Here is a 20,629-nt window from a genome sequence, read left to right as displayed (position 1 = left end):
TAAACGCGGCTGAGCTCTCAGCAGCGATAGTCAGGACGAAAATAGAATGAACGACAATGTGGTGAAGTTCCGCAAACCGGTGCCGCCGAAGAAGCCACGCGAACCAATGGGACCAAAAGCGAAGAAGGCCCTGACGATCGTGGCCGTGATCGCTTTCTTCGTGGCTGCGTGGGGTTATTTTTCGTTTGTAGGGCAGGGGTGACGCGATCCCGTGTGCGACGGAATCCGGACGTGATGTATGACGGCGATATTGGGAATTGACGCTGCCTGGACGGCGACCGAGCCGAGCGGCGTCGCGCTGGTTGTCAAGGATGGCTCATGCTGGCGGCTGCGCGCGGTTGCCCCCTCTTACGATCATTTTCTTGCACGACAATACGGGGCATCAGCCCGTAGTGACCGCCCTCGTGGTTCGATTGCACAGGCGACAGAACTTCTAGATGCCGCCGAAGCGCTTGGCGGATGCAAGGTCAACCTTGTCGCGGTTGATATGCCGCTTTCACATGCCCCGATAACGGCTCGACGCGTTTCGGACAACAGGGTTTCCTCGGCTTATGGTGCCCGCCATTGCGGCACGCACACCCCAAATGCTCTAAGGCCGGGGAAGATAAGCGACGATCTAAAAATCTCCTTCGAACACGCAGGATATCCACTCCTGACGACGGAGGTCTGCGAGCGCGGTCTGCTTGAGGTCTATCCCCACCCCGCATTGGTCGAGCTGACGCAATCGGAGAAGCGGCTCCCCTATAAACACTCGAAGATTGGCAGCTATTGGCGATCAGACACCATTCCCGTTCGGCGCACGAAACTGGTTGAAGTCTGGCGTTCGATTGTGGCGCATCTCGATGCCCGCATTGGCAATGTCGCCGATGCTCTCGCCATTCCTCCCATCGGCGTGCGAACATGGGAGATGAAGGCTTTCGAAGACATGATGGATGCAGTGGTTTGCGCCTGGATTGGCATCTGCGTTCTGGAGGGCGATGCCATCTCTTATGGCGACGAGACGTCCGCAATCTGGATTCCGGCAGTGCAGTGAAGGTTTGCGCCTCGGAGGGAAGATGACGAGCTTCACATCCGAGCGGAATAAGATTCGTTGAAAATATTGCGGAAATCGCCATCGCGGCCGGTGCAGACCGGAATGAACATCACGTCCGAGCGGAATGGTGGCGGGAAACTTCACAACCTGGTGGAATGGCACAGGCGAACACCCTTCGGGCAAACCCATCGATCATGCCTGTTCTTTTGGAGTTGCGTCGAGCGTTCGATCAGATGTTTTATTGATCATCCCAATCTGGTTACCTCGGCATCATGATCGAAAAAGACATAGAAAACCGCGTAAAGCGCCTTCTCATCACGTTTCGTACCGACGACATGGACAGGATGTATCTGTTCCTAAGGGAGGCGTTCAAAGATATTCCGAGCATACGTGAAATTGGCGACTTTATCGCCCACAGGGACAAACGGGACAAAGGTCCGCTTGCAGTGCGCATTCGCGACCTCGCGTTGCCATTCAAGACCCTTGCCTATGGCGGACCTATAAGCGAGCAGAAAAGATTTCAGCTTGCCGAAGCAAATTTGAGAATTGCAACAGACGAGCAGTTAGAAAAGAACCTCGGGTTGACCAGGGACGTGACCAACTCGGTTCTTCCGCAGGCTATCCGAAAGAAGAAGCAGGGCATTCAGTTAACTGATCGGGAGAGAAGGGTTCTTCGTTACCTCGGTGAAAGTCTTATCTGGAATGTGGCATTCGACGAAAAATTGGTATTGGATCAGTTGGAGGCGGCACTCAATGAACGTTCGCTTCTTCCAAGAGTCGCTCCGCCAACGCTAGCCGCTTTTCGTCGAAACGTGAGCCTCTACATCATCTCGTTGTTCCACGGTGCGACTGTCATGCTGGATCATGGCGAACCCGTCACGCTTCGGGCGACGGTGAGTAAAGAAGGTTACATCGGCGTTAAGGTTCTGCTCGGTCTGAATGTTCTTGCTAAGCCGGTCACCACGTCGCTTTGGGTATATTGGACGACCATCGAAGCCAAGGAATGCTGCTGCGCTAATCTTCTCTTGGATGGCGGTTTCGACAATCCGATTGAGATCGGTGCCGATAGTCGATTGTGTGTCGTTGGCTGACAAAGCCGGTTCCCACAGAATGCCTCCAATCCGGAATCGGCGCAGCCTAGGGCCAGGGAGTTAGAGCTACGCGCGTCAGAAGCACGTTTGATTCCGCATTAATTGAGGTTTGTCCGTTCGGATGTGAAGCGCGAGAGATGGTGATGAGCATCACATCCGAGCGGAATAACAGTTGCTGAAAACGTTGAAAGAATCCATTCGGAACGCGGTGCTTTCCGAAATGAACTTCACATCCGACCGGAATGGATACGCAAAACCTCACATCCGACCGGAATGGCCGCTTAGGATCAGCCACGCTTGCTCTGAAATTTGCCCCAAAAATCAACGCTGGCATTGTTCAAATGACCTCCGTAGGCAGGCACGGCTTTGACACTCTCTGGAACCGAGCTTCCCTCACCTCCCGCTTCGAAGAAGTCTCTCAGCGTATAAAGCGCGATATCCCGCAGATGCTCCCAGGTTGAAAGTAATTCTTCCTGAAGCTTCCGAGCCTCTTGGGCTTTGCTCGGCTTTCGCTTTGGTATCGCTTTGGGAGGATAGACGGACCAGGGATCATGCCTATGACGGAATTTGATGCTTCCATGGTTCCAGTCGTCAGAGACTTGCTTTCGCCATTTGTAATTCAGGTCCACCGAAATATTCCTGTCAAAATGAGATGGCGTGTAGATATCATCGTCAATGAAGAAAAGCTCGTGGTGCTTTTCTTCATTTTCCATTCGCCCGTGCATGTCAACGAAACTGCCCCACAGGTCCTCTCCGGAGTTCCGTAGCCGCCGGAGTGCTTCGTCACGCTTGGGGGTGGATCGCGCACGCTCGTAGTCTTGAAGGTCACGCTCGAAGTGTCGCAACTTATTTCGGACATATTCGCCGCAGCTCGATAGCGGGAAGGCATCAATAGCTGTCGATTGCTCCTCGCGGATACATTGTTCGATAGCTTTGTTAAGTTCACGCTCATTGACGCCTTTGATTGCCTCAATTTGCCGGTAAGTCAGATTAATTGAGCCCACTGAGTTTCTCCTTGTTGGCTAAGTTGCAATTGTCCCTTGCAACTTCGGAGATCAGCATCAGTGGGCGCTACCACGCATCTCAATCAAATGAGCTGGTCCCTCCGAAAAAACAAAGGTCAAGCTCAGCCTGACTGACGGCGCTGCAAGATTCGAGATCGCTGTGGAATTGTGCGGCGGCAGTGCGGTCACATTTTAGAGTGGACGGCTATGCGTACCTTTGCCACGCTGATGGAAATCAAGTTCATATGAGACATCAGAATGCTGACAGACGTAGAACAAATGGCGCAGGACCTTGCAAATGGAGAAAGCCGCCGGGTCGAATTTAAAAGCTGGATGGACATTACAAAGGGGCCCGGTCAACAAAAGATCGCCCGCAGCATATCGGCTCTGTCGAATTCGGGAGGTGGGAGGCTCTATTTTGGCGTCGATGACGGCGGTATCGCACTGGCACCATCTTCTGAATTCCCGCTGGAAATGTTCTCACAGGAGAAGGTTCACATCCTTTTGCGCCGCTATGTCGGCGAGCTTGAGTGCCAGGTGAGGATGACAGACTTTGAAGGCGTGAAGTATCCCGTCGTGCATATTCCTCGCCATGGTGAGTTGCCTTGGATAGCTCCCGATCAATTTGGCAACGCTGGCGGCATCTATATTCGTAGCATCAAACCTGAGACCGTAACCCCTTCTACCCAAGAGCAGTGGGCTGAGCTGCTTGAGAGCTTGATGCAGGTTCGAGAGCAGAAGGCCGTGCGGTCGTTGGAAGATGGGATCGTTGCAAGGACTCAGGAAATGGCTGGGTTGGTGGCGGAACAACTGAGAGGTCTTTTGGCGGCTGGCGATTCCAATTCGGCGAAACCAGATTGGAATTCTATCGAAGCACTCGCTGAGGCGACCCGTGAAGCATTTAACAGGCAGATAGGGAAAGTCAGAGCGAAAAGAATGTTCGGTAAGGACGCCTATGAAGGAGACCCGGGAGAATATGAGCGGGACACGACGTTCATTGGCAATATGGCGAAGAACAACACTTTGGAAGGCTACGCATTGCTTACCGCAGATGACGAGCTGGTTATGGTTGATGAGCTTCAGCGAAAGCTTCGGGCCGCCAGCCATACGATGCGGCAAGTTTCCTACGACGGTTGGGCGGACTTCTTAACGTTGAGCGACCCATCTGTTTCGCCTAGAGCCTGTTTTTGGAACATCGACAACCGGAAGCTTACCGGCATCGAAGGCTTGCGGCATGATCAGCGTAAGGTCTTCTCTCATTCGCTTGATTATTGGAGGGCGTACTCCAACGGTGTTTTTGTCACTTGTAAGAGCTTTGACGAGGATGTGCCGGGTAGCGACGAAAAGCCTAAGCGTTACCTTGCTGCAAGCATGTTTATCTTGAGGATGCATTCGATTTTGGCGCACGCCGGTCTCATCAGCCGTCAAGTGCCTGCAGTCAAGAGGATCGCTATTTTCTCAGAGCCAATTGGAGTTGAGGGCCGCAAGTTGCTGAGTGGAGGGCAATATGACCGTCAGATGATCGGGCCTGGCGTCACCAGCGATAGGTATCCATTCCGGCAGATTATCTCTGCATCTGATTTGACGGATCATTATATGGCAACGCTCGCGGGCGTTTTGAACGGTGTCATGGAGCCGTTCCTTCATGAGCAGTACCAAGGCTTCATGACCAAGAGTTTGCTTGAAAAAGAATTCAAGAGGTTGAATGATCGTCTGGTCACGATCAGGCCACTCCCACCTCCGACTTCAGGTTGATCTGAAGAATTCGGGGCGTTGCCGGGTTGAAGGCGAAGCCCTTAATTTCAGTCCCATTCCAATGGATCGCTGATTTTCCTCATGGCTAGCTTTTTCGCAAGTATGCGCGCCTTCACGTCATGGATGAAAAGTACATTGCTCGGAGTCCGCTCCGAGCCTGATCCGTCGCCGACGGTGTAAGGCGTCCCGACAGTGCGAGTGTGATGACCTCGCCCTGGGTCAGGTTATTTTGCCGCGCGTAACCAAGCAGTGTCTTCATGCTCTTATTCGGCGTGACTTCAGTCATCGTTCGAAGATGTGTCACAAGTGCGCGGACCTCCCTTGCAAGATACTTCGGCCCGCCGACACCGTCCCGCCTCAAACCTGAGAATTCTCGAACATGTCCTGCTTTCACTACCCGCCTGAACTCCCACCCTGGGATGCCGGTGATAGCAGTGGTTTCGGGTAAGGTAATAAGATCGTCCATCAGTCCCCTCAGCGTGGCGAACGTGTCCTGGTCAATCGAGTGCGCATCACCGTTCCACTTGGCTTCCGGAAGGAGATCAAGTTGCTTAATGAAGGGTCTCAAGCCTTTTACCGACACGCCGAGTTCGTCCGCCGCTTCCTTAAGCGTGCGGTCTCCCCTGGCCGCTTGCCGCTTGGCTGATTTCCGTCCGAATGTACCAACCTGCGCAAAACCCTCGTAACGTGCCTGCTCGATTGCGTCCCAAACGGGATTGGTTGTCCGGCCTCCGTTTCGTTTGTCGACAAATCCATTCCCCATGGATGCGTGATAACCGCGACGACGTGTTTCTGTTGGAATGACCGTCTCACACCAGTTCCTGAACCAGGCAACCCGCTCGTCATGTGTCATGGCGACGATGCTGAACCCGATTTCGATATCGCTTTCCCTGTTTTCACGCGGATGGACCAGTTGCCCATCTTTGCTGAAACGTCCGAACAGCTGAGCAGGCTCAATGATCTCGAACAGCGCCATGTCGGCTGTCGGACCAGTTTCCCGACATCCGAACTCAAGGCGGTTTCTGAGCATGGTATGAAAAGGCATGTCGGTTGCCGTGGATGTGGGTTTGGTGTCGATCAGGCTAATTCCATCCGGAGACACGTCGAAATGCGGCCACCACCATTTCAACGGCTTTCCACCGACTTCTGAAACCAATCGGTTCCCATGGATCGGGCAATGGCTGGCAGCGACAACATCCCATTGGATGCGATGATATGGTTTGTCTGCCAGGCAATGCGGGCAGAAACGTCGGGTCCGGAATGACAGTTGCTTGGGCCGCAGCCGTTCGTTGCCGATGTGGTGGAAGCCATCAACGGTCAAGGGAGTGGCCATTCGCAGGCGGTCATGTTCCTCAACCGTCAACGGCAGTTGTTGCAGAACATGCAACATCTCCTCCGGCACGAAGTTGCGTCCGTTGATGCCGATCTCGGTCGCATAGATTTTCATGCTGCCGTGGCCTTCATCGGCAACCAGCCTGGCAAAATAGCTATACGACGGTTCACCAGGCTCAGGCCTCAACCGCCAGCGGGAAAAAGGGAGGTTTCTGTTCATCTCAAGTGCCGTTTTGGGCTGGATTTGGCCGGATGTCTGGATTGGCGAAAGTCACACCCAATAAAATCAATGAATTAGCTCTTCAAGAATTCGCTATTCATGGCCGGATTTGGCCGGATAACTCGCTAGCGGAAATAGGGATGGTCATCCCCGACAGAAACAAGCATGGCCGCTGCCGACTGAAGATGCTCGATCATGATCCTGGATGTACCAGTGTTGATTGCTTCGAAGGCGGCGTGCTGGATCAGGTTCATCACACGTCCGATCAATCCTCCGGTGAAACGATGGATGTCGGCAGCGATCTTTGCCTCTGACACTCCAGACTTCGATGCGAACGGCAGGCGGTTGTCGATCCCTTCGAGAAGCAGACAGAACTGCTCGAATTCCGTTGCACTGTCGCCGAGCGGAGTGAGATTGTTGTGAGGGAAGCCACCACGTCCCGAGAGGTAATCGACGGCTGCAATGACGTCACCGATCACTGGTTCACCGACCAGAAGGATGTTGAAGGCGTTGGCATCGCTGGCGAGCTTGATGAAGCTTTTGAAGTTGCGGACCTGATCCGAACGGCGTCCCATGAACATGAACTGCGCATCGTCGATGATCAGCAATTCCGTCTTCGCACGCACCAAGCGATGGATACAGGTGTCGATCAGGGCGCTGACCTTCATCTGCGCCAGAGAACGGGCTCCGGTAGCCTCACAGATACGTTCGGCCATGGTGCGAGGGTTCATGTCATCCGAGGCCTGGAAATAGACGACAGGATACACCTCCCCTTCGTCATCCATTCTGGACGGATGGTGAGAACGATAGAACTTGCAGATCGCAGACTTTCCGACACGAGATGGCCCGAGCAGTCCTCCGATTTTACCGGTACCATGCCGTCCACCGTCCACCGGGTGATGAAACTTTCCGATGAAGGCATTACCCTGCTTGAACAGTGGGTACGGATAAAGCAGCGTATCGATCAGGCGTTGCCGGATGGCTGGAGATTGAGCGGCTGCGACAGCCCGGACCTCATCGGTCATTTTGTCCATGTTGAACGTGGTCATCGGATAGGCGACTGTCATCTTATTCCTCCCAATCGGAGTGGCGAGCCTTCAGGGCTTCGATATCGGTTGTCGTTGGTTCGACGGGTGCCTCATCCGGCTCTGTCGTGGTTGCGGTCGCAACGTTCTCGGCACCGGGCATCACGCCGATCATTTTCGGAGAAGCCTTGGCCTCAGGTTGCTGACGAAGCGGGTTCGCGTAATCCATGTGGTCGCTGACCGACGGATTGGCTGAAAGTTCGATGACCTGGGCGCTACGCAGCTTCAGGGCCTGTCCGGAGACGAACCGGGCCAGTTTCTGTGCCGTCTCGTGCTTCTTCCGTTTGGCGTGCATCTCGGCAAGTTTCAGCTCCAGGCGACGACGGGCCTCGGACAGTTCGGTGATACCGGGCTGGGCCTTCGACTGTTCCAGATGGTATTTTACGATTTGCCGGTGCTGGAACAGCGTCAGGCCCTTGGCGTAGCGTTGTTCGATGTCAATGACCGGCACTTCGATGACGACATTGCGATAAGGATCGCGGACCCAGATTTTTCCAAGGTCATTGGGATCGCGCGTGGCTTCATACTTCGTCGCACTGTGTTTGCGTGTTCCCATTTTATGCTGAGGATGGGCTCGCAATGCGATCAGCTCGGCCGACTGGTAATGGAGATAGTCAATCCGGATGCCGTCCGGTTGAATGGTCACCTTCTCGGGAATACCGACCATGCGCGTGAACACGGCAGGATCAATCAGAGGGCGCATGGTGGCGTGCGGAATACCCTTCTGCCACAAGCGGTCGGGCGTATCGCTCAAGGTGATCAGCGGCCCCAGACCGGCATGCAGGGAGCGATTATAGACCTCTGCGAAGTAGTAGAGCAGGAAGCCGTACAGCTCACGGATCGACAACACCGGCTTTGCAACATCGGAGTCCTTGTCGAACTTTTTGCGTTCGCTCGGTGACCGTGTCGTAGTGCCGGACAGGCGGTCGACCATCTGCAGTCCCAGGATCGAGAACAGATGCTCCATGGCACCTTTCTCCCAAGGGCGACCCGGGCGGTATTCGATCACCTGGAAGCCGAGTTCACGTTCCGCCTTCTCCATGCTGCCACCAACGAAATGGCTGGCATGGTCGACGCCCAGCATCGTCGGCATCCCATACCAGGGAAATGTTACGCCTTCCGGCAGGGATTTCGGGTCCTTCGGATAGGCTGCATGTTTCAGACCGGCCAGAAAGCCAGCAAACGAAGGAGCCTCGAATCCGATGTGGAAGCCGATCACCGCGCCGGAATGACGGTCACGGAAAACGATAATGTCGGGCTTGCCATAGGCGACCGGTACCATGCCATCGAACACGACAACGTTCAGTTCCGTATGGTCGATATCAACTACGTCGAGTGGGTGCTCCGGCCGCGCCATGCGCGCCGCCTGCATCGTCAGGCGATTGGCCTCTTCCTCGTTGTAGCGAAGAAACGTGCGGCTATAGAGATCAACATTACCAAAACGTCGTTGAAGTGTGCTCTTCGATACAGCTGAGACCGCTTCTGCCTGGTCGGAAAACTCACCGTCCGGAGAACACAAGACTTCAAGCTGGGCTTTAACGGTCAGCCAGGTGCCACGTTTATCGCACCATGCAGCACGCACAGCAGCCTGAATGGCTTCTTCCAGACGAGGATTGAACCGTTCAATGGCATTGCCGCCAGGCGGAAGTGGTGCCACGGCAAGGACACGATCAATGTTGCGATTGTCCCGCAGCTTCGCCATGGCCTCATAGAGAGAGGTTTTACCCAAAGGCTTTTCGTTGCGACGTGCTCCGACTTCCTTCCGTGCCCGGTCGAGCAAGGTGACGCTGGGCCAGCCTCCATTCTCGTCCCGACACAGACGGTTATAATGGTCGATGTATTCCAATGTCCTGTGAGCTTTCGCCACCTGGTAAGGGGTTAGGCTCATCGCGCTTCCAGGAAGTACGATCTTCGAATGTTTGCGGGGCTCCAGGTGAACTGGACGAAGGCGACCGACGCTGCAAAGCCAGTCGATCTGCCAAGATGAAAGCCACAGGGGTGTCTGGTACCGCGTATCCAGAAGTGTCAGACGACGTGGGGTCTGCGGAGACCCATTCACCCATGCCTCGGCCGTATAGATGCCGTAGGTGCTATGATCGCCGTCGGCATAGATCGCGAACTGGTCGCCCGGAATAATATCCTGGGCGGGAGCATCGGCATGATGCACAGGCGTTTGAGGAATGTTCAACTGTTCTGCCGTCAGCAGACGCATCGATCCCTGCAGCAGAAACTCGAAATGCTTCGATGCGATGGTCATGCTGCAACCTCATAGATCATGGCGTCGATGGTCAGGGCTTTGCCGAGATCGAGGCGAACCTCACCCCGCATCGCCAGTTGCATGACTGCCGTGAAGACCAAGTTGGTTTCCTCCAGTAGGACCGGATCGTCGTCGTCCGACCAACATACAGCCTGACGGGCAAATGCTGCCTGGTCCGAGATTGAGCGGATCGTGGTCGGGAGCTTGGAATTGCGAATGGTCTCACGGGCATGTGCCAGCGACGTCGGTTCGGTACGACGTACCTTGTGGGTCCACATCAGGCGAAGGTTCGACAGACGCGGCTCGATCCGGATCGAACGTTCGTCATGGACCGCATAGGCGCAGCCCAGTTCGTCCTGGAAGTGACGTTTCCGTTCGGCAACGCGCCTCCAGAAGAACGGGGTATCCGCCTGCTCATTCAGCGTAATGTAGTCGAGGAACAGAACACGGTCATCGCGCAGCATGATTGCCATATCCGGGATATGGTCACGTTTGACCGGCGTCTTCCCGTCATGGGTCGACCAATACGCAATCTCCATCGGATAGGGCGAAAGCTGAACGACATTCGGATCGGTATCGAGGTGAAGCAGTCCGTCCGCCATCAAGGTGGAACGAGCGCGGATGACGCCCGAATGAACCTTGTTGGTCGGAAACGAGATTGCGCGCCCGGGCTCATACATGCCGCGTCCGACGGTGTGGGCGGGCTTGTGTTTATCGTCGAAAATCTTGCTGAGAATATCGCCCGGCTTAGCCACGGTCGCCTCCATCCGGTGCCGGTTTATTGGCAGCAGGCAAGAGGCCATGACGGATCAGATCGGTCACGGTAGAGGCCGGTACGCCGAGTTTCGTCAGCATGTTCAACGGAATCGGCTGTGCCTGACCCGTTAACGGATAAAAATGCACCTTCAAGATACACCTCCAGCGTTTCGCCGCAGCCACAATCCGGGCTGCAATCGGAACAACCGGGGTCAATCACCTCCCGACAGCGGAGGTGGCACACCCGGTCATAGATGCCGGTAGACGGGTATCTCGAAGTGGTAAGACATAGACACGACCTTGCGACGGGGCAAAAGCCCCGGGAAAACGAACTGGTGATGAGGTTGGAGGGTCATGGAGGCCACCTTGTTACGCATCATGCGGAAGGTGGGATGAAAGTCAGCCAAGCGGCCAACCGACGTGAATGTCAGGCAGCCGAACGAGCCGAGCGGTCATCCCGCGATGGCTTGGATATTCGGATAGTCTGGTTCACGTCCGACCTCGTTCGTTATGTCCTTGGTCGGAAGCGCAATCTGGATGACGCGGTACCGGCCATGCAAGTGTGTTTCGATGATGTGGTTAAAGGATCATCGACGCCGTACCGGAATGGGACGGTGGCGGAATAAAACGTGAACATTGATCGAGAGTCAAGTGAATACGCAGACGAAGCCCATCGATAGGTGATTCGTGCTTGAGGTTGTATTTCGAGCTGTTTGACACGCATCGGCTCTTCAAATACCGGATTGAACAACCTATCTTTGGCTGATCGGGGGCAAGGCATCTAGTGGTTTCCAGCTGAATCATGGGAATGTCTAATTTTCATGTGTGGTGCTGGTGGGCATTAATGTAATCAAGAATGCGGTCCAAATCGACGACACGCATCAGAAACGAGTGAATACTTCTCCCGACGACAATCCAACTCAAGCGGAGTTGGAGGGGATTCCGCTGCATTACGTCTTTACGCGAAGCAAATACAACTATGATAAGGGAGACGGTAACCCGCTTATCTATGCCATGAAGGGCCTGAAGGGGTTCACCATTGTTCCTATGTACCGAAACAAGGTGGTGGAACGATGTAAGCACATCGTAGGAAAAATGAACCTGGAGGGCGATGTCGTAGTACCTGTCCCATCAGGAAACGGCTTCTGTAATGAGGTTGCTGAGATTGTAGCTGGCGTAACAGGTGTGCCGCTGGTTCAGCCAGATTTCATTCGAAAAAAGACTTTTGCCGAGATGTACTCACAATACGGGGACATTCCAGCAGGTCTGATCCCGGCAGAAACTGCCGAATATAAGTCCCAGCTGAAAACCTGGTCGTCAGGGTCAGATGAAAAATCCGTTATAATGAAGCTGATTTCTCCTCGTATCCGGCACTTATTTGATCCGTTCACGCACTCTCATGTCGATTGCGGCATAGCGGAAAAGCGAGTGATACTGGTTGACGACTTGCTATCGTCTGGTTCATCACTGCTAGGAGCAGCTAGAGTATGTACCGTTGCCGGAGCATCGTCGGTTACTGGTGTATGCTTTATGAGCGCCTTGGCGAGCTAATCGGCGGCTTGACAAAGGCGAGATAAGGCTTATTTATCACAGTGTGATGGATGGAAACATCCCGACCATGTCTATGCCTCATGGTCGTGAAAAATAAGGTGTGGTTAAGAGCTGCACAGGTCCGAGCGGCACCAGGTAGGGTCAGACGGTAAGCGTCAAATACTACCGCACCATGTAGCGGGTGGTGAGATCAAGGGGAGACCGGCAACGGTCTCCCCTTTCTCGTTTCGCCACCGGTTGAACAGCAAACACATCGGCCAGGCTGCGGTTCAGTGTAAATCCACGGCTAGGAGAAGGAAACTGCTGGAATGTCGCAAGACGGATCGGTCGCAGTAAACGACGAACGAGAGCTGCTAAAGCGGCTGGTTATCGCCCACGCCGATCTGCAGCAGGCGCTGAGCGCGATCACATTTTTGGGTGACGAGCTTGATGAAAACGCTCAATATTCGAAAATTGAGTTACGCAGGTTCAAGTGCTTCGAAACGACGTTCATCGTTTCGTACGGAAGAGCCTTCACGAAGAGCAACGGGAGATACGATCAGCTTCCTCTCAAACGCATCGGCATCAGGCTGACGCCAAGGGAGAGAGAGTTGCACCAGTTGATCGTGAAACTTCGTCAAACCGTATACGCCCATTCTGATGAAGACTTCGCGCATGTGCGCCTCGACGTGAGCACGATGGAGTTCCCAAACGGCCCCTTTGTCTTGCCTCACATGCAGTTTGACCACGGCTTGGAGTTTGCAAATTTTTACAAACGAGAAGCGGCTGCATATCTTATTCGGAAAATCATGGACGGTTTGTTTGAGGCCGTTCAGAGACTCGCGACTCGCCAACCTGAGACGTCGCTCTACGTAAAACCAACTCAAAACGCAGTAGAGCCTGACTGGAGCGAGATTTTGGTGCAAAACGCCTCGGTCACAGTTTTGAATCCCGTGTCGGACAAGGACTGAAACTGCCTGATGAAGCGTAAGGGGTTCCTTCGTAGGATTCCGCTCGGATGTGAAGTTGATTCCGGATTAATTGAAGTTTGTCCGCTCGGATGTGAAGCGCGAGAGAAGATGGCGACCCCTGCAGGACTCGAACCTGCGACCTACTGCTTAGAAGGCAGTTGCTCTATCCAGTTGAGCTAAGGGGCCGTCATGCCGGGCAATCGATACTCCGGCAAAAACTTTGATCGTCGTGTTTCAGTGCGTCCAGGGCTGGGTGCGGTTGAAACGGAAATTGTCGGTGTAGGAAACCACCTTGCGGGTCGCTTCCTTCGGCTGGATGACGCGGTATTCGATGCCCTTGCGCTGGGCATAGGCTTCGGCCTGTTCCTGCGTTTCGAATGTCAGCTTAAGCTGCTGCTTCATGTCGGAACTGGAGGTGTAGCCCATGATCGGTTCGATCTTGCGCGGAACCTCGGCGTCGAATTCCAGAACCCAGACATTGGTCTTCGCCTTGCCGGATTGCATGGCGGTTTTTGCAGGGCGGTAAATCTTCGCAGACATGTCGAAACTGCTCCGGTTGGACAGCGGGGCAAAACGCCCCGAATTATTCATCACGTACCTGAATAGAATAACCAAATCGTGTCAGGAACGTTGAATTTGAAATGGACTGACTTCAGGTGAGAGTCAAGACGATTATCCCCTTGCCGTCCAATCCTGCGCCATCGTTTCGAGGTTACGTTTTGCTCATCGGGGCCGTGGCTGAACAAAGATGAATTTCCCTGTTGCGGACTGCGGGTGAACCGTGTATTCCCCAGCCATCGCCTCGGCGGAGTGTAGCGCAGTCTGGTAGCGCATCTGGTTTGGGACCAGAGGGTCGGGAGTTCGAATCTCTCCACTCCGACCATTTTAAAGCAAAACATCAGCTTTCCGGCGTAACTTCTTCCAAATAGCTGTGATTTATTCCGCGGACGGACCAGCCAGGGTGCTCTCTGCCGTGCCGATCGTCATGACATTGCCGCGCCATGCCACCGCGCTGCCGATCCAGCTTCGCGCCCAGACGACGGGCATGATCATGTCGCGGGCGATCATCGCCGGCAGCGTATGGAGCGATACCGGCCAGCGGTTGAGGGCTGCAAGCGCAAGTTCCGGCACGTACATGAGGGCGAGGACGGCAAAGGCGGTTGCGGCGAGGTTTACATCCATCATGACGGCGGCGGCGAGCGCGAAGAGAAGCGGGGGAAGCGCGCCGGTGAGGATTTCCGGCGCGAAATATTGCGGGAAGGTCACGCGTCGCAGCCGCGCCCAGCGGGTCTGGCGCGACCAGATCTCGCCGGCATGGCGCTGGCCGAGCGGCTGTTCGAAGGGGGCGCAGACCAGATGCACCTTGCGGCCGGCGCTTCGCACCAGCTTCGTCGAAGCGGCGTCTTCGGCGATTTCAGCGGCCAGTGCGCGAATGCCGCCATTGTCTTCCAGAAACGGCTTGTTCCACAACATCGACTTGCCCTGTGCGAAACCCATGCCGATGGCTTCCGCCGCATATTGCCAGCGGCCCTGCGAGCCGTTGAGGAAGGCGCATTCCACATGCGCCCAGAAACCCGCAGGCCGGGAGCCAAGCGGCGGCGAGCAGACGAGCCCGCTATCCTGCCGCCAGGCCGACATCATGGTCGCAATATAGGATTTTGGCATCAGCACGTTCGAATCGGCCAGAATCACCCACTCATGCCGGGCGGCCCGCCAGCCCTTGACGCAATTGTTCAGTTTCGGATTGGCGCTGATGCGGTCATCGCCAATGAGCAATTGCATGGAAACCGAGGGGACGGCAGCTTGCGCTTTGCGAACCTCCTCGATCACCGGATCGAATTCATCGGCGACGCAGAACAGCAGCTCATAATCGGGCCAGTTGAGCTCGAAGGCGCGCGACAGCGTCAGGGCCGTGAAGTTCTCCACGCCGCGCAGCGGCACCACGAGCGAGACAGGCGGCTTTTGCCGGACAAGATCGTTTTCCGCGTCCCGTCTCGTCAGTCGCCAGCCGGCCAGAACGATGCCGAGAAGATTGAAGCCGAGGAGCAGAATTGCGCAAAGGGCAAAGACAGTTTCCATGCTGGCCAGTTCCACTCCCAAGCTTTGGCGGTCTGCGCGCCAATCGATTCCATGGAATTCGTCTCTGCCGATTATAACGTTTGCGTGACAGTTACATGTCATCATCGGCCGGTGTGCAGGCTGCGCCGTGCATGGAGGCGTCGCAGAGGCCGCGCGCAAAAGAAAAAGCCCTCCGCATGGAAGGGCCCAATCGTCATGACGGCCGATGAATTTTAGTGGACGTTCAGGATATGGGCATGACTGCTTGCGATGAGAAACGATTCCCGTGCTTTCTCGATGTCGCATCTGCCGGCGATGGCATCGAGGCAGTTCCTGCGCGCCTCTTCATATTCCGGCCCGTGTTCCTCGGGCCAACGATACATCAGCATGTCCAGCGCCACCAGCGGGCTGTAGATTTCCACGGCTACGCACAGCGGCAGGTGGATTGCCACCGGCTTCATCCACGAGGCGTGGTGACACGGCTCCGTTCTGTTAATCAGCATGTCATTCTCCTCCCTGTTTTACCTGCCTTGAAGGCCTTTCACACTCCCATGCGCGAAATGCCCGCCTCACGAAATGGTTCCCGATCACCTAAAATGTGATCGATCAGGGGGTTCCAATTTTCCAAGATGAATGGAAGATGAACAAATAGATGAACCGGAGATGAACAAAACCGCCCTCAGGGCGTTGTTATGTCCATAAGAAGGAGAACGCATATGTTCAATTTGTCAGGCATTCAGGAAAGCTTCTTCGGAGACCGCATGGCCGGCGTATGCCAGGCAATCACATCGGCTCTGGCTTTCGAATCTGGTCTCGAGAAGTCGCGCATTTCCGCAACCGTCGAAAATGATGTGATCTATCTGGAAGGCACCGCCGATTCGGTCGAGGCGATCGACATCGCCATCAACCTTGCCGCTTCCATTTCCAATTGCAGGATTCTGAGCCATATCGAGCCGGTCTACTGAATATTGCGCCAGCCGGGCGAAACCTCGTCCGGCTCATTCTGACGCAATAACGCGGCAACGTCATTTCCGGTTGCCGATTTGCGCGCTGCGAACCATGTCGCCCGGCTTGATGCCATAGCGCTTCGCAGTGCCGCCATTCAGTTCAAGCACAAATTTTACTGGCCCGCGGGAGCTGATGATTGCTTCCGAATGCGGAACCGCGTTTTCGTGAATATGGGTAATGCGGCCGTCACGGCCAATGAAAAGCATGTCGAGCGGAATAAGCGTGTTCCGCATCCACATAGCGACGTCACGTGGCTCACCAAAGTCGAACAGCATGCCGTTTTCAAGCGGCATGCTCTTGCGAAACATCAGGCCTTGTTCGCGCTGGGCGTTGTTCAGCGCCAGTTCGGCAGTGAAAGCGTGGCTCTTTCCCCCGGCGGTTTCAATCTGCAGCGGTTCGGAGGTGAATGTCTGCTGTTGCTGAGCCTGGGCGGCGGCGGCCAGCGTGAAAAAAAGAAGCGCCATAACGGCGCTTTTCACCATATGGGGCAGGGCGGGCATCAATGCGACATCCCGATGGAAACCGGGTTGTCGGGGTGAATTTCCGCCGCCATCAGGCCCTTGTCGCCATCGCCGTAACGCACCAGCACCACCTGGCCGGGGCGAAGCTCCGTCAGGCCGAAACGGCGCAGGGTTTCCATATGCACGAAAATATCTTCCGTTCCTTCGCCGCGCGTCAGGAAGCCGAAACCCTTTGTGCGGTTGAACCACTTGACGATGGCGCGCTCAAGCCCGCTCGAAGGCGTTACCTGCACATGGGTGCGCACCGGCGGCAGCTGCGAGGGGTGAACGGCGGTCGACTGGTCCATGGACAGGATGCGGAAGGCCTGGAAACCGCGGTCGCGCCGCTGGATGAGGGCGACGATGCGCGTGCCTTCAAGAATTGTCTGGTAACCGTCGCGGCGCAGGCAGGAGACGTGCAGCAGCACATCCTGCGTGCCGTTGTCGGGCACGATGAAGCCGAAACCCTTGGCGACATCGAACCACTTCACGACACCGGTAATTTCGGTCAGGTCCACGGCATCGCCCGAAAGGTCCTCGACATCGACTATCGTTTTCGATGACATCCTATCAGCCATATCCTGCCAACCCCTCGATTACGCGCCATACACCGGTCAACTGATTCCTGTGCGCCAGATTAACATCTTGGTAACGGTTTCACGCAAGCCCTAGTTTTTGATTTACGCAGCTGCTTTTATGTCGCCGTCCTTGTCCGGGGCTTGCCATCATGCGTTTAACGGCTCCGGACCCGTGTAATTGAGAGGAAGAAAATGCGGTATCTGCACACAATGGTTCGCGTCAAAGACCTTGGCGAATCACTGAAATTCTATCGCGACCTGCTGGGTCTTGAGGAAATACGCCGAATCGAGAACGAAAAAGGCCGATTCACTCTGGTGTTTCTTGCGGCGCGCGACGACATTGCTGCGGCGAAGGAAAACAAGGCGCCGTGCCTCGAACTCACCTATAACTGGGATACCGAGGATTACACCGGCGGCCGCAACTTCGGTCATCTGGCTTACGAGGTCGACAATATCTACGATTTCTGCGCCCGGCTTCAGCAGAACGGCATCGTCATCAACCGGCCGCCGCGTGACGGGCACATGGCCTTCGTGCGCTCGCCGGATGGCATTTCCTTCGAAATTTTGCAGAAGGGCGAAAGCCTCGCACCAGCCGAACCGTGGATATCTATGCAGAATACCGGTTCCTGGTAGGGATTTTCCGGTGAGCAGCGGCGTTTTCGGGTGCTCTTGCCTTGTCCCGAGGGGATGAGGCATAGTCCGCGAATCAAAACGGCCAGTCCCGTTTTGGGGAAGCACACGCGCCCGTTCCCGTGCTGCTGTTGGAAATGCAAGATACGGAGGCCACCCATGACAACTGTCGAGAGCGCGAAAGGACGTCTGGTCCGTCAGCGTCTTGTCATCGCGGTTTCGCTGCTCGGGCTTTCCGGATGCGTTTCGGCGGTGACCGACGACGAGATGGCGGCGGCGACCAAAAAGCCGGAAATTTCCGCACAACAGAAGCCGCAGACCGCCGCTTCAACTGCTGCGACCGGCGCGCAACAGGGACATTATGTGGATCCGGCCGTGGCATCGGCGGCCGGAGCGGCCGCGCCAGCCCAGCCGCAGGCATCGGGCGGCCCGGCGCAGGCTTATGGCGCCGCCCCCGATATCGGCGGATTGACGACGCAGCCAACGGCGATTTCCGCAGGAACGACAAGCATTTATTCCACCGCATCCGCAGCAGCAGCGCCCGCCGTTACCGCAGGGGCGTCGGGCACGGCCGCCGCTGCGGGCGCTCCTACCCAGAGAATCGTTCCTGCCGTCAGCAGCGTTTATTCGGCGCCGGTGCCGGCGGCGCAGCCGCAACCGGTGGCAGCGCCGGCTCAGGTCCCGCCAGCCGCACAGGCGCCGGCGGAACAGCACAGCGAAAATCGTCAGCCGGCATCCGTACCCGTGCCGCAGTCGGCATCGGAACAGCTCGCGGCCGTTACCGCGCAACCAGCCGTGGACGCCAGGGCGGCGGGCGAGGGGCAGGAAAGCGAGGGTAAGGGCGTGACGCTTGCGGCATTTTTCGCCGGTGCGGCCAAAAAGCGCCTGCCGAAAATGATTGAAAGCGGCACGGCCGGCAATACGCAGGTCGCCGCATTGCCCGGCGTTTCGGACGGGACGATGGGCATTGCCCTTTCCGGCCGCTCCATGATGTCCGACGAATTCGACGACGCCCATCTCGATGAAGAGGATGACCAGCCGACCGGCCTGATGAAGCTAGCCTCGCTCTCCGACCTCACCCGCGTTGCTCCGAACGGGCTTTTCCTGCAGACGGACCGCGTCGAAGTCGGCTGTTTCAAGCCGGAACTGGTGCGGATGATCAAGGATGTGGAGCGCCACTATAACAGCCCCGCGATCGTTACCTCGGGCTATCGTCCGCCGAAGGGCATAAGGCAGGGTTCCAAGCACTACACCTGCGATGCAGCCGACATCCAGATCAAGGGCGTCTCCAAATGGGAGCTTGCCACCTATCTGCGTTCCCTGCCGGAACGCGGTGGCGTCGGCACCTATTGCCACACCGAATCGGTCCACATGGACACGGGTGAGCCAAGAGACTGGAACTGGCGCTGCCGCCGTACTGCCGCGCGCAAGTGATATCCTGATTGGATTTGCGTGAATACTGACTGAGATTTCGGCCTGAGGAAATATCTCGAGCGATTGAAACGATTGCCCGGTCATGCCGGGGCGTTAGCGCCGAGCCGTGCCCCTTATTGCAGTGGTTGTTCTGAAACCCGGGCTTGCGGTGGATATCGTTATTTTGCGCTCGGAGACTGCGGCCGAATCTTTTCTATTACCGCCGGAGTTCGGCCACCTTCGGCGCTAACTCTTTGTGAAATATCTGAAAATTGTATTTGAAGGTGGTGAGAGCGCAGGGATTCGAACCCTGGACCTACTGATTAAAAGTCAGTTGCTCTACCGGCTGAGCTACGCTCTCCCGTGTCGGGGCTTGGCTGCCCTTCGGAAGTGCGCGGAACATATGTAGAGCGATCCGTTCGGTCAACCCAAAAAAAGCGGTTTCGACAATCAATCCGGTTTTTTTTGTCGCACCCCCGAAAAGGTGATTGGAGAGAGGGGGCGGCTGGGGATAAAACCGGCTTCATACATGTCGGCCGGACGGGTGAAATCCTTTTGCAGCAATGACATGCACGAAAATGAAGCGTGAAGCGCCGGCGAAGCTTAAGAATCGCGGCGGCTTTGCGGAATGCGGAGTTCTTTCTTGTCGATTGCCGATATTTCCCTGTTCAGCGCGCTTCTGGCCGGCGCTCTTTCGTTTCTGTCGCCCTGCGTTCTGCCGCTGGTGCCGCCTTATCTCTGTTATATGGCGGGTGTTTCGGTCGAGCAGTTCAGGACGGAAGATACCGCGCCGCGGCCGGAGATTCGCAGGGCCGTGCTGTTTTCGGCCTTCTTCTTCACGCTCGGTTTCGCCACGGTCTTCGTGGCGCTGGGGGCCGGCGCCTCGACGATCGGTACGCTTCTGCGCCAGAATCTCGATATTCTCGCCAAGATCGGCGGTTTCATCATCATTCTGATGGGTCTGAATTTCCTCGGCGTGTTCCGCATCAGCCTGTTTTCGCGCGAAGCGCGGTTTCAGGGCGCGGGCAAGCCTGCCACGCTTTCCGGGGCCTATGTCATGGGTCTTGCCTTCGCCTTCGGCTGGACGCCCTGCATTGGCCCGGTTCTGGGGGCTATTCTCGGTGTCGCCGCTGCGCGCGATACGGTTGGCGACGGTGCGGCGCTGCTTGCGGTCTATTCTCTTGGCCTTGCGGTGCCGTTCTGGATCGCGGCGGCGTTTTCCGGCTCCTTCATGCGTTTCCTCGTCCGCTTCCGCCGCCATCTCGGCCTCGTGGAAAAGCTGCTCGGCGTATTGCTGGTGCTGACCGGTCTCGCTTTCATGTCCGGTTTTATCACCAATGTGGCGATCTGGTTCCAGGAGACCTTTCCGATCCTGATGCAAATCGGCTAAGCCTCCCGCTGGAGTTGC

General features: G+C 56.0%; 21 protein-coding genes and 3 tRNA genes. 11 read left to right on the top strand and 13 right to left on the bottom strand.

The genetic code is table 11. The features are described 5' to 3' along the window. Nucleotides 1-46: 46 nt before the first annotated feature. From PH605_RS12830 to PH605_RS12820, 3 genes are all read left to right on the top strand, one after another. Nucleotides 47-202: a hypothetical protein gene (locus PH605_RS12830; protein WP_078052798.1), complete on the top strand. Its 156-nt coding sequence runs from the start codon at nucleotides 47-49 to the stop codon at nucleotides 200-202. Nucleotides 203-238: 36 nt separating this feature from the next. Further along, entirely contained in the window at nucleotides 239-1,033 is a 795-nt protein-coding gene (locus tag PH605_RS12825; protein ID WP_237680922.1) for a DUF429 domain-containing protein, read from the top strand. A gap of 272 nt (nucleotides 1,034-1,305) precedes the next feature. Continuing rightward, the gene (locus PH605_RS12820) at nucleotides 1,306-2,124 is read left to right on the top strand and encodes a hypothetical protein (protein WP_142845097.1); all 819 of its coding nucleotides are present in this window, start codon (nucleotides 1,306-1,308) and stop codon (nucleotides 2,122-2,124) included. Between the two features lie 287 nt (nucleotides 2,125-2,411). Here PH605_RS12820 and PH605_RS12815 read toward each other — a convergent pair whose 3' ends face one another. Then, a complete protein-coding gene (locus PH605_RS12815; protein WP_142845098.1) occupies nucleotides 2,412-3,128 on the bottom strand; it encodes a hypothetical protein in 717 nt (238 codons plus the stop codon). Between the two features lie 258 nt (nucleotides 3,129-3,386). Here PH605_RS12815 and PH605_RS12810 point away from each other — a divergent pair, with 258 nt between their 5' ends. Continuing rightward, nucleotides 3,387-4,883 (top strand): AlbA family DNA-binding domain-containing protein, encoded by a 1,497-nt coding sequence (locus tag PH605_RS12810; protein WP_142845099.1) that lies wholly within the window; start codon nucleotides 3,387-3,389, stop codon nucleotides 4,881-4,883. Between the two features lie 112 nt (nucleotides 4,884-4,995). Here PH605_RS12810 and PH605_RS12805 read toward each other — a convergent pair whose 3' ends face one another. The 5 genes from PH605_RS12805 to PH605_RS12785 all read right to left on the bottom strand — a co-directional run bounded on the left by PH605_RS12805 (nucleotide 4,996) and on the right by PH605_RS12785 (nucleotide 10,686). Next, on the bottom strand, nucleotides 4,996-6,435 hold the full coding sequence (locus PH605_RS12805) for a TniQ family protein (protein WP_142845100.1): 1,440 nt from the start codon (nucleotides 6,433-6,435) through the stop codon (nucleotides 4,996-4,998). A gap of 125 nt (nucleotides 6,436-6,560) precedes the next feature. Further along, nucleotides 6,561-7,502: a TniB family NTP-binding protein gene (locus PH605_RS12800; protein ID WP_142845101.1), complete on the bottom strand. Its 942-nt coding sequence runs from the start codon at nucleotides 7,500-7,502 to the stop codon at nucleotides 6,561-6,563. 1 nt (nucleotide 7,503) lies between these two features. Then, complete coding sequence (locus PH605_RS12795) at nucleotides 7,504-9,777, bottom strand: Mu transposase C-terminal domain-containing protein (RefSeq protein WP_142845102.1); 2,274 nt, start codon at nucleotides 9,775-9,777, stop codon at nucleotides 7,504-7,506. Continuing rightward, nucleotides 9,774-10,532, bottom strand: a complete 759-nt coding sequence (locus tag PH605_RS12790) for a hypothetical protein (protein WP_142845103.1) — start codon at nucleotides 10,530-10,532, stop codon at nucleotides 9,774-9,776. The genes PH605_RS12795 and PH605_RS12790 overlap by 4 nt, the downstream gene beginning before the upstream one ends. Further along, the gene (locus PH605_RS12785; RefSeq protein ID WP_161987875.1) at nucleotides 10,525-10,686 is read right to left on the bottom strand and encodes a hypothetical protein; all 162 of its coding nucleotides are present in this window, start codon (nucleotides 10,684-10,686) and stop codon (nucleotides 10,525-10,527) included. Before PH605_RS12785 ends, PH605_RS12790 begins: the two co-directional genes overlap by 8 nt. A 681-nt stretch (nucleotides 10,687-11,367) precedes the next feature. On the opposite strand from PH605_RS12785, the gene PH605_RS12780 reads away from it, so the two are divergent. Further along, on the top strand, nucleotides 11,368-12,084 hold the full coding sequence (locus PH605_RS12780; RefSeq protein ID WP_142845104.1) for a hypothetical protein: 717 nt from the start codon (nucleotides 11,368-11,370) through the stop codon (nucleotides 12,082-12,084). 308 nt (nucleotides 12,085-12,392) lie between these two features. After that, a complete protein-coding gene (locus PH605_RS12775; protein ID WP_142845105.1) occupies nucleotides 12,393-13,034 on the top strand; it encodes a hypothetical protein in 642 nt (213 codons plus the stop codon). Nucleotides 13,035-13,143: 109 nt separating this feature from the next. Here the strand turns inward: PH605_RS12775 and PH605_RS12770 are convergent. Both PH605_RS12770 and PH605_RS12765 read right to left on the bottom strand, forming a co-directional pair. Beyond that, a tRNA-Arg gene (locus PH605_RS12770) sits at nucleotides 13,144-13,220 on the bottom strand. A gap of 48 nt (nucleotides 13,221-13,268) precedes the next feature. Next, nucleotides 13,269-13,574: an ETC complex I subunit gene (locus PH605_RS12765; RefSeq protein ID WP_142845106.1), complete on the bottom strand. Its 306-nt coding sequence runs from the start codon at nucleotides 13,572-13,574 to the stop codon at nucleotides 13,269-13,271. Nucleotides 13,575-13,840: 266 nt separating this feature from the next. Between PH605_RS12765 and PH605_RS12760 the strand changes: the two genes are divergently transcribed. Next, nucleotides 13,841-13,917, top strand: a tRNA-Pro gene (locus PH605_RS12760). Nucleotides 13,918-13,970: 53 nt separating this feature from the next. On the opposite strand, the gene PH605_RS12755 is transcribed toward PH605_RS12760, so the two are convergent. Together PH605_RS12755 and PH605_RS12750 are read right to left on the bottom strand one after the other, a co-directional pair. After that, nucleotides 13,971-15,113, bottom strand: coding sequence for a ceramide glucosyltransferase (locus PH605_RS12755; protein ID WP_142845107.1), 1,143 nt, complete (start codon nucleotides 15,111-15,113; stop codon nucleotides 13,971-13,973). Nucleotides 15,114-15,325: 212 nt separating this feature from the next. Next, a complete protein-coding gene (locus PH605_RS12750; protein WP_003522644.1) occupies nucleotides 15,326-15,595 on the bottom strand; it encodes a DUF982 domain-containing protein in 270 nt (89 codons plus the stop codon). A gap of 213 nt (nucleotides 15,596-15,808) precedes the next feature. On the opposite strand from PH605_RS12750, the gene PH605_RS12745 reads away from it, so the two are divergent. Further along, nucleotides 15,809-16,057 (top strand): BON domain-containing protein, encoded by a 249-nt coding sequence (locus tag PH605_RS12745; protein ID WP_003522642.1) that lies wholly within the window; start codon nucleotides 15,809-15,811, stop codon nucleotides 16,055-16,057. Between the two features lie 60 nt (nucleotides 16,058-16,117). Here the strand turns inward: PH605_RS12745 and PH605_RS12740 are convergent, their stop codons facing one another. Next, nucleotides 16,118-16,600 carry a DUF192 domain-containing protein gene (locus tag PH605_RS12740; protein WP_065655179.1) on the bottom strand — a complete coding sequence of 161 codons (483 nt, stop codon included), beginning with the start codon at nucleotides 16,598-16,600 and terminating at the stop codon, nucleotides 16,118-16,120. Then, complete coding sequence (locus tag PH605_RS12735) at nucleotides 16,600-17,178, bottom strand: cold-shock protein (protein ID WP_004442353.1); 579 nt, start codon at nucleotides 17,176-17,178, stop codon at nucleotides 16,600-16,602. The genes PH605_RS12740 and PH605_RS12735 overlap by 1 nt, the downstream gene beginning before the upstream one ends. 192 nt (nucleotides 17,179-17,370) lie before the next feature. Between PH605_RS12735 and PH605_RS12730 the strand changes: the two genes are divergently transcribed. Next, on the top strand, nucleotides 17,371-17,811 hold the full coding sequence (locus PH605_RS12730) for a VOC family protein (protein ID WP_078052802.1): 441 nt from the start codon (nucleotides 17,371-17,373) through the stop codon (nucleotides 17,809-17,811). 156 nt (nucleotides 17,812-17,967) lie between these two features. Further along, the gene (locus PH605_RS12725; protein ID WP_161987876.1) at nucleotides 17,968-19,242 is read left to right on the top strand and encodes a YcbK family protein; all 1,275 of its coding nucleotides are present in this window, start codon (nucleotides 17,968-17,970) and stop codon (nucleotides 19,240-19,242) included. Between the two features lie 264 nt (nucleotides 19,243-19,506). Here PH605_RS12725 and PH605_RS12720 read toward each other — a convergent pair. Then, nucleotides 19,507-19,582 (bottom strand) — tRNA-Lys (locus PH605_RS12720). 282 nt (nucleotides 19,583-19,864) lie between these two features. On the opposite strand from PH605_RS12720, the gene PH605_RS12715 reads away from it, so the two are divergent. Further along, on the top strand, nucleotides 19,865-20,611 hold the full coding sequence (locus tag PH605_RS12715) for a cytochrome c biogenesis CcdA family protein (RefSeq protein ID WP_142845108.1): 747 nt from the start codon (nucleotides 19,865-19,867) through the stop codon (nucleotides 20,609-20,611). Nucleotides 20,612-20,629: the final 18 nt, after the last annotated feature.

Source organism: Agrobacterium sp. CFBP 3001, assembly GCF_027871605.1.
In the GTDB taxonomy this organism is placed as follows: Bacteria; Pseudomonadota; Alphaproteobacteria; order Rhizobiales; family Rhizobiaceae; genus Agrobacterium; species Agrobacterium leguminum.
Note: the sequence above shows the minus strand (reverse complement) of the source record. Positions and strands in the feature narration are given on the sequence as shown.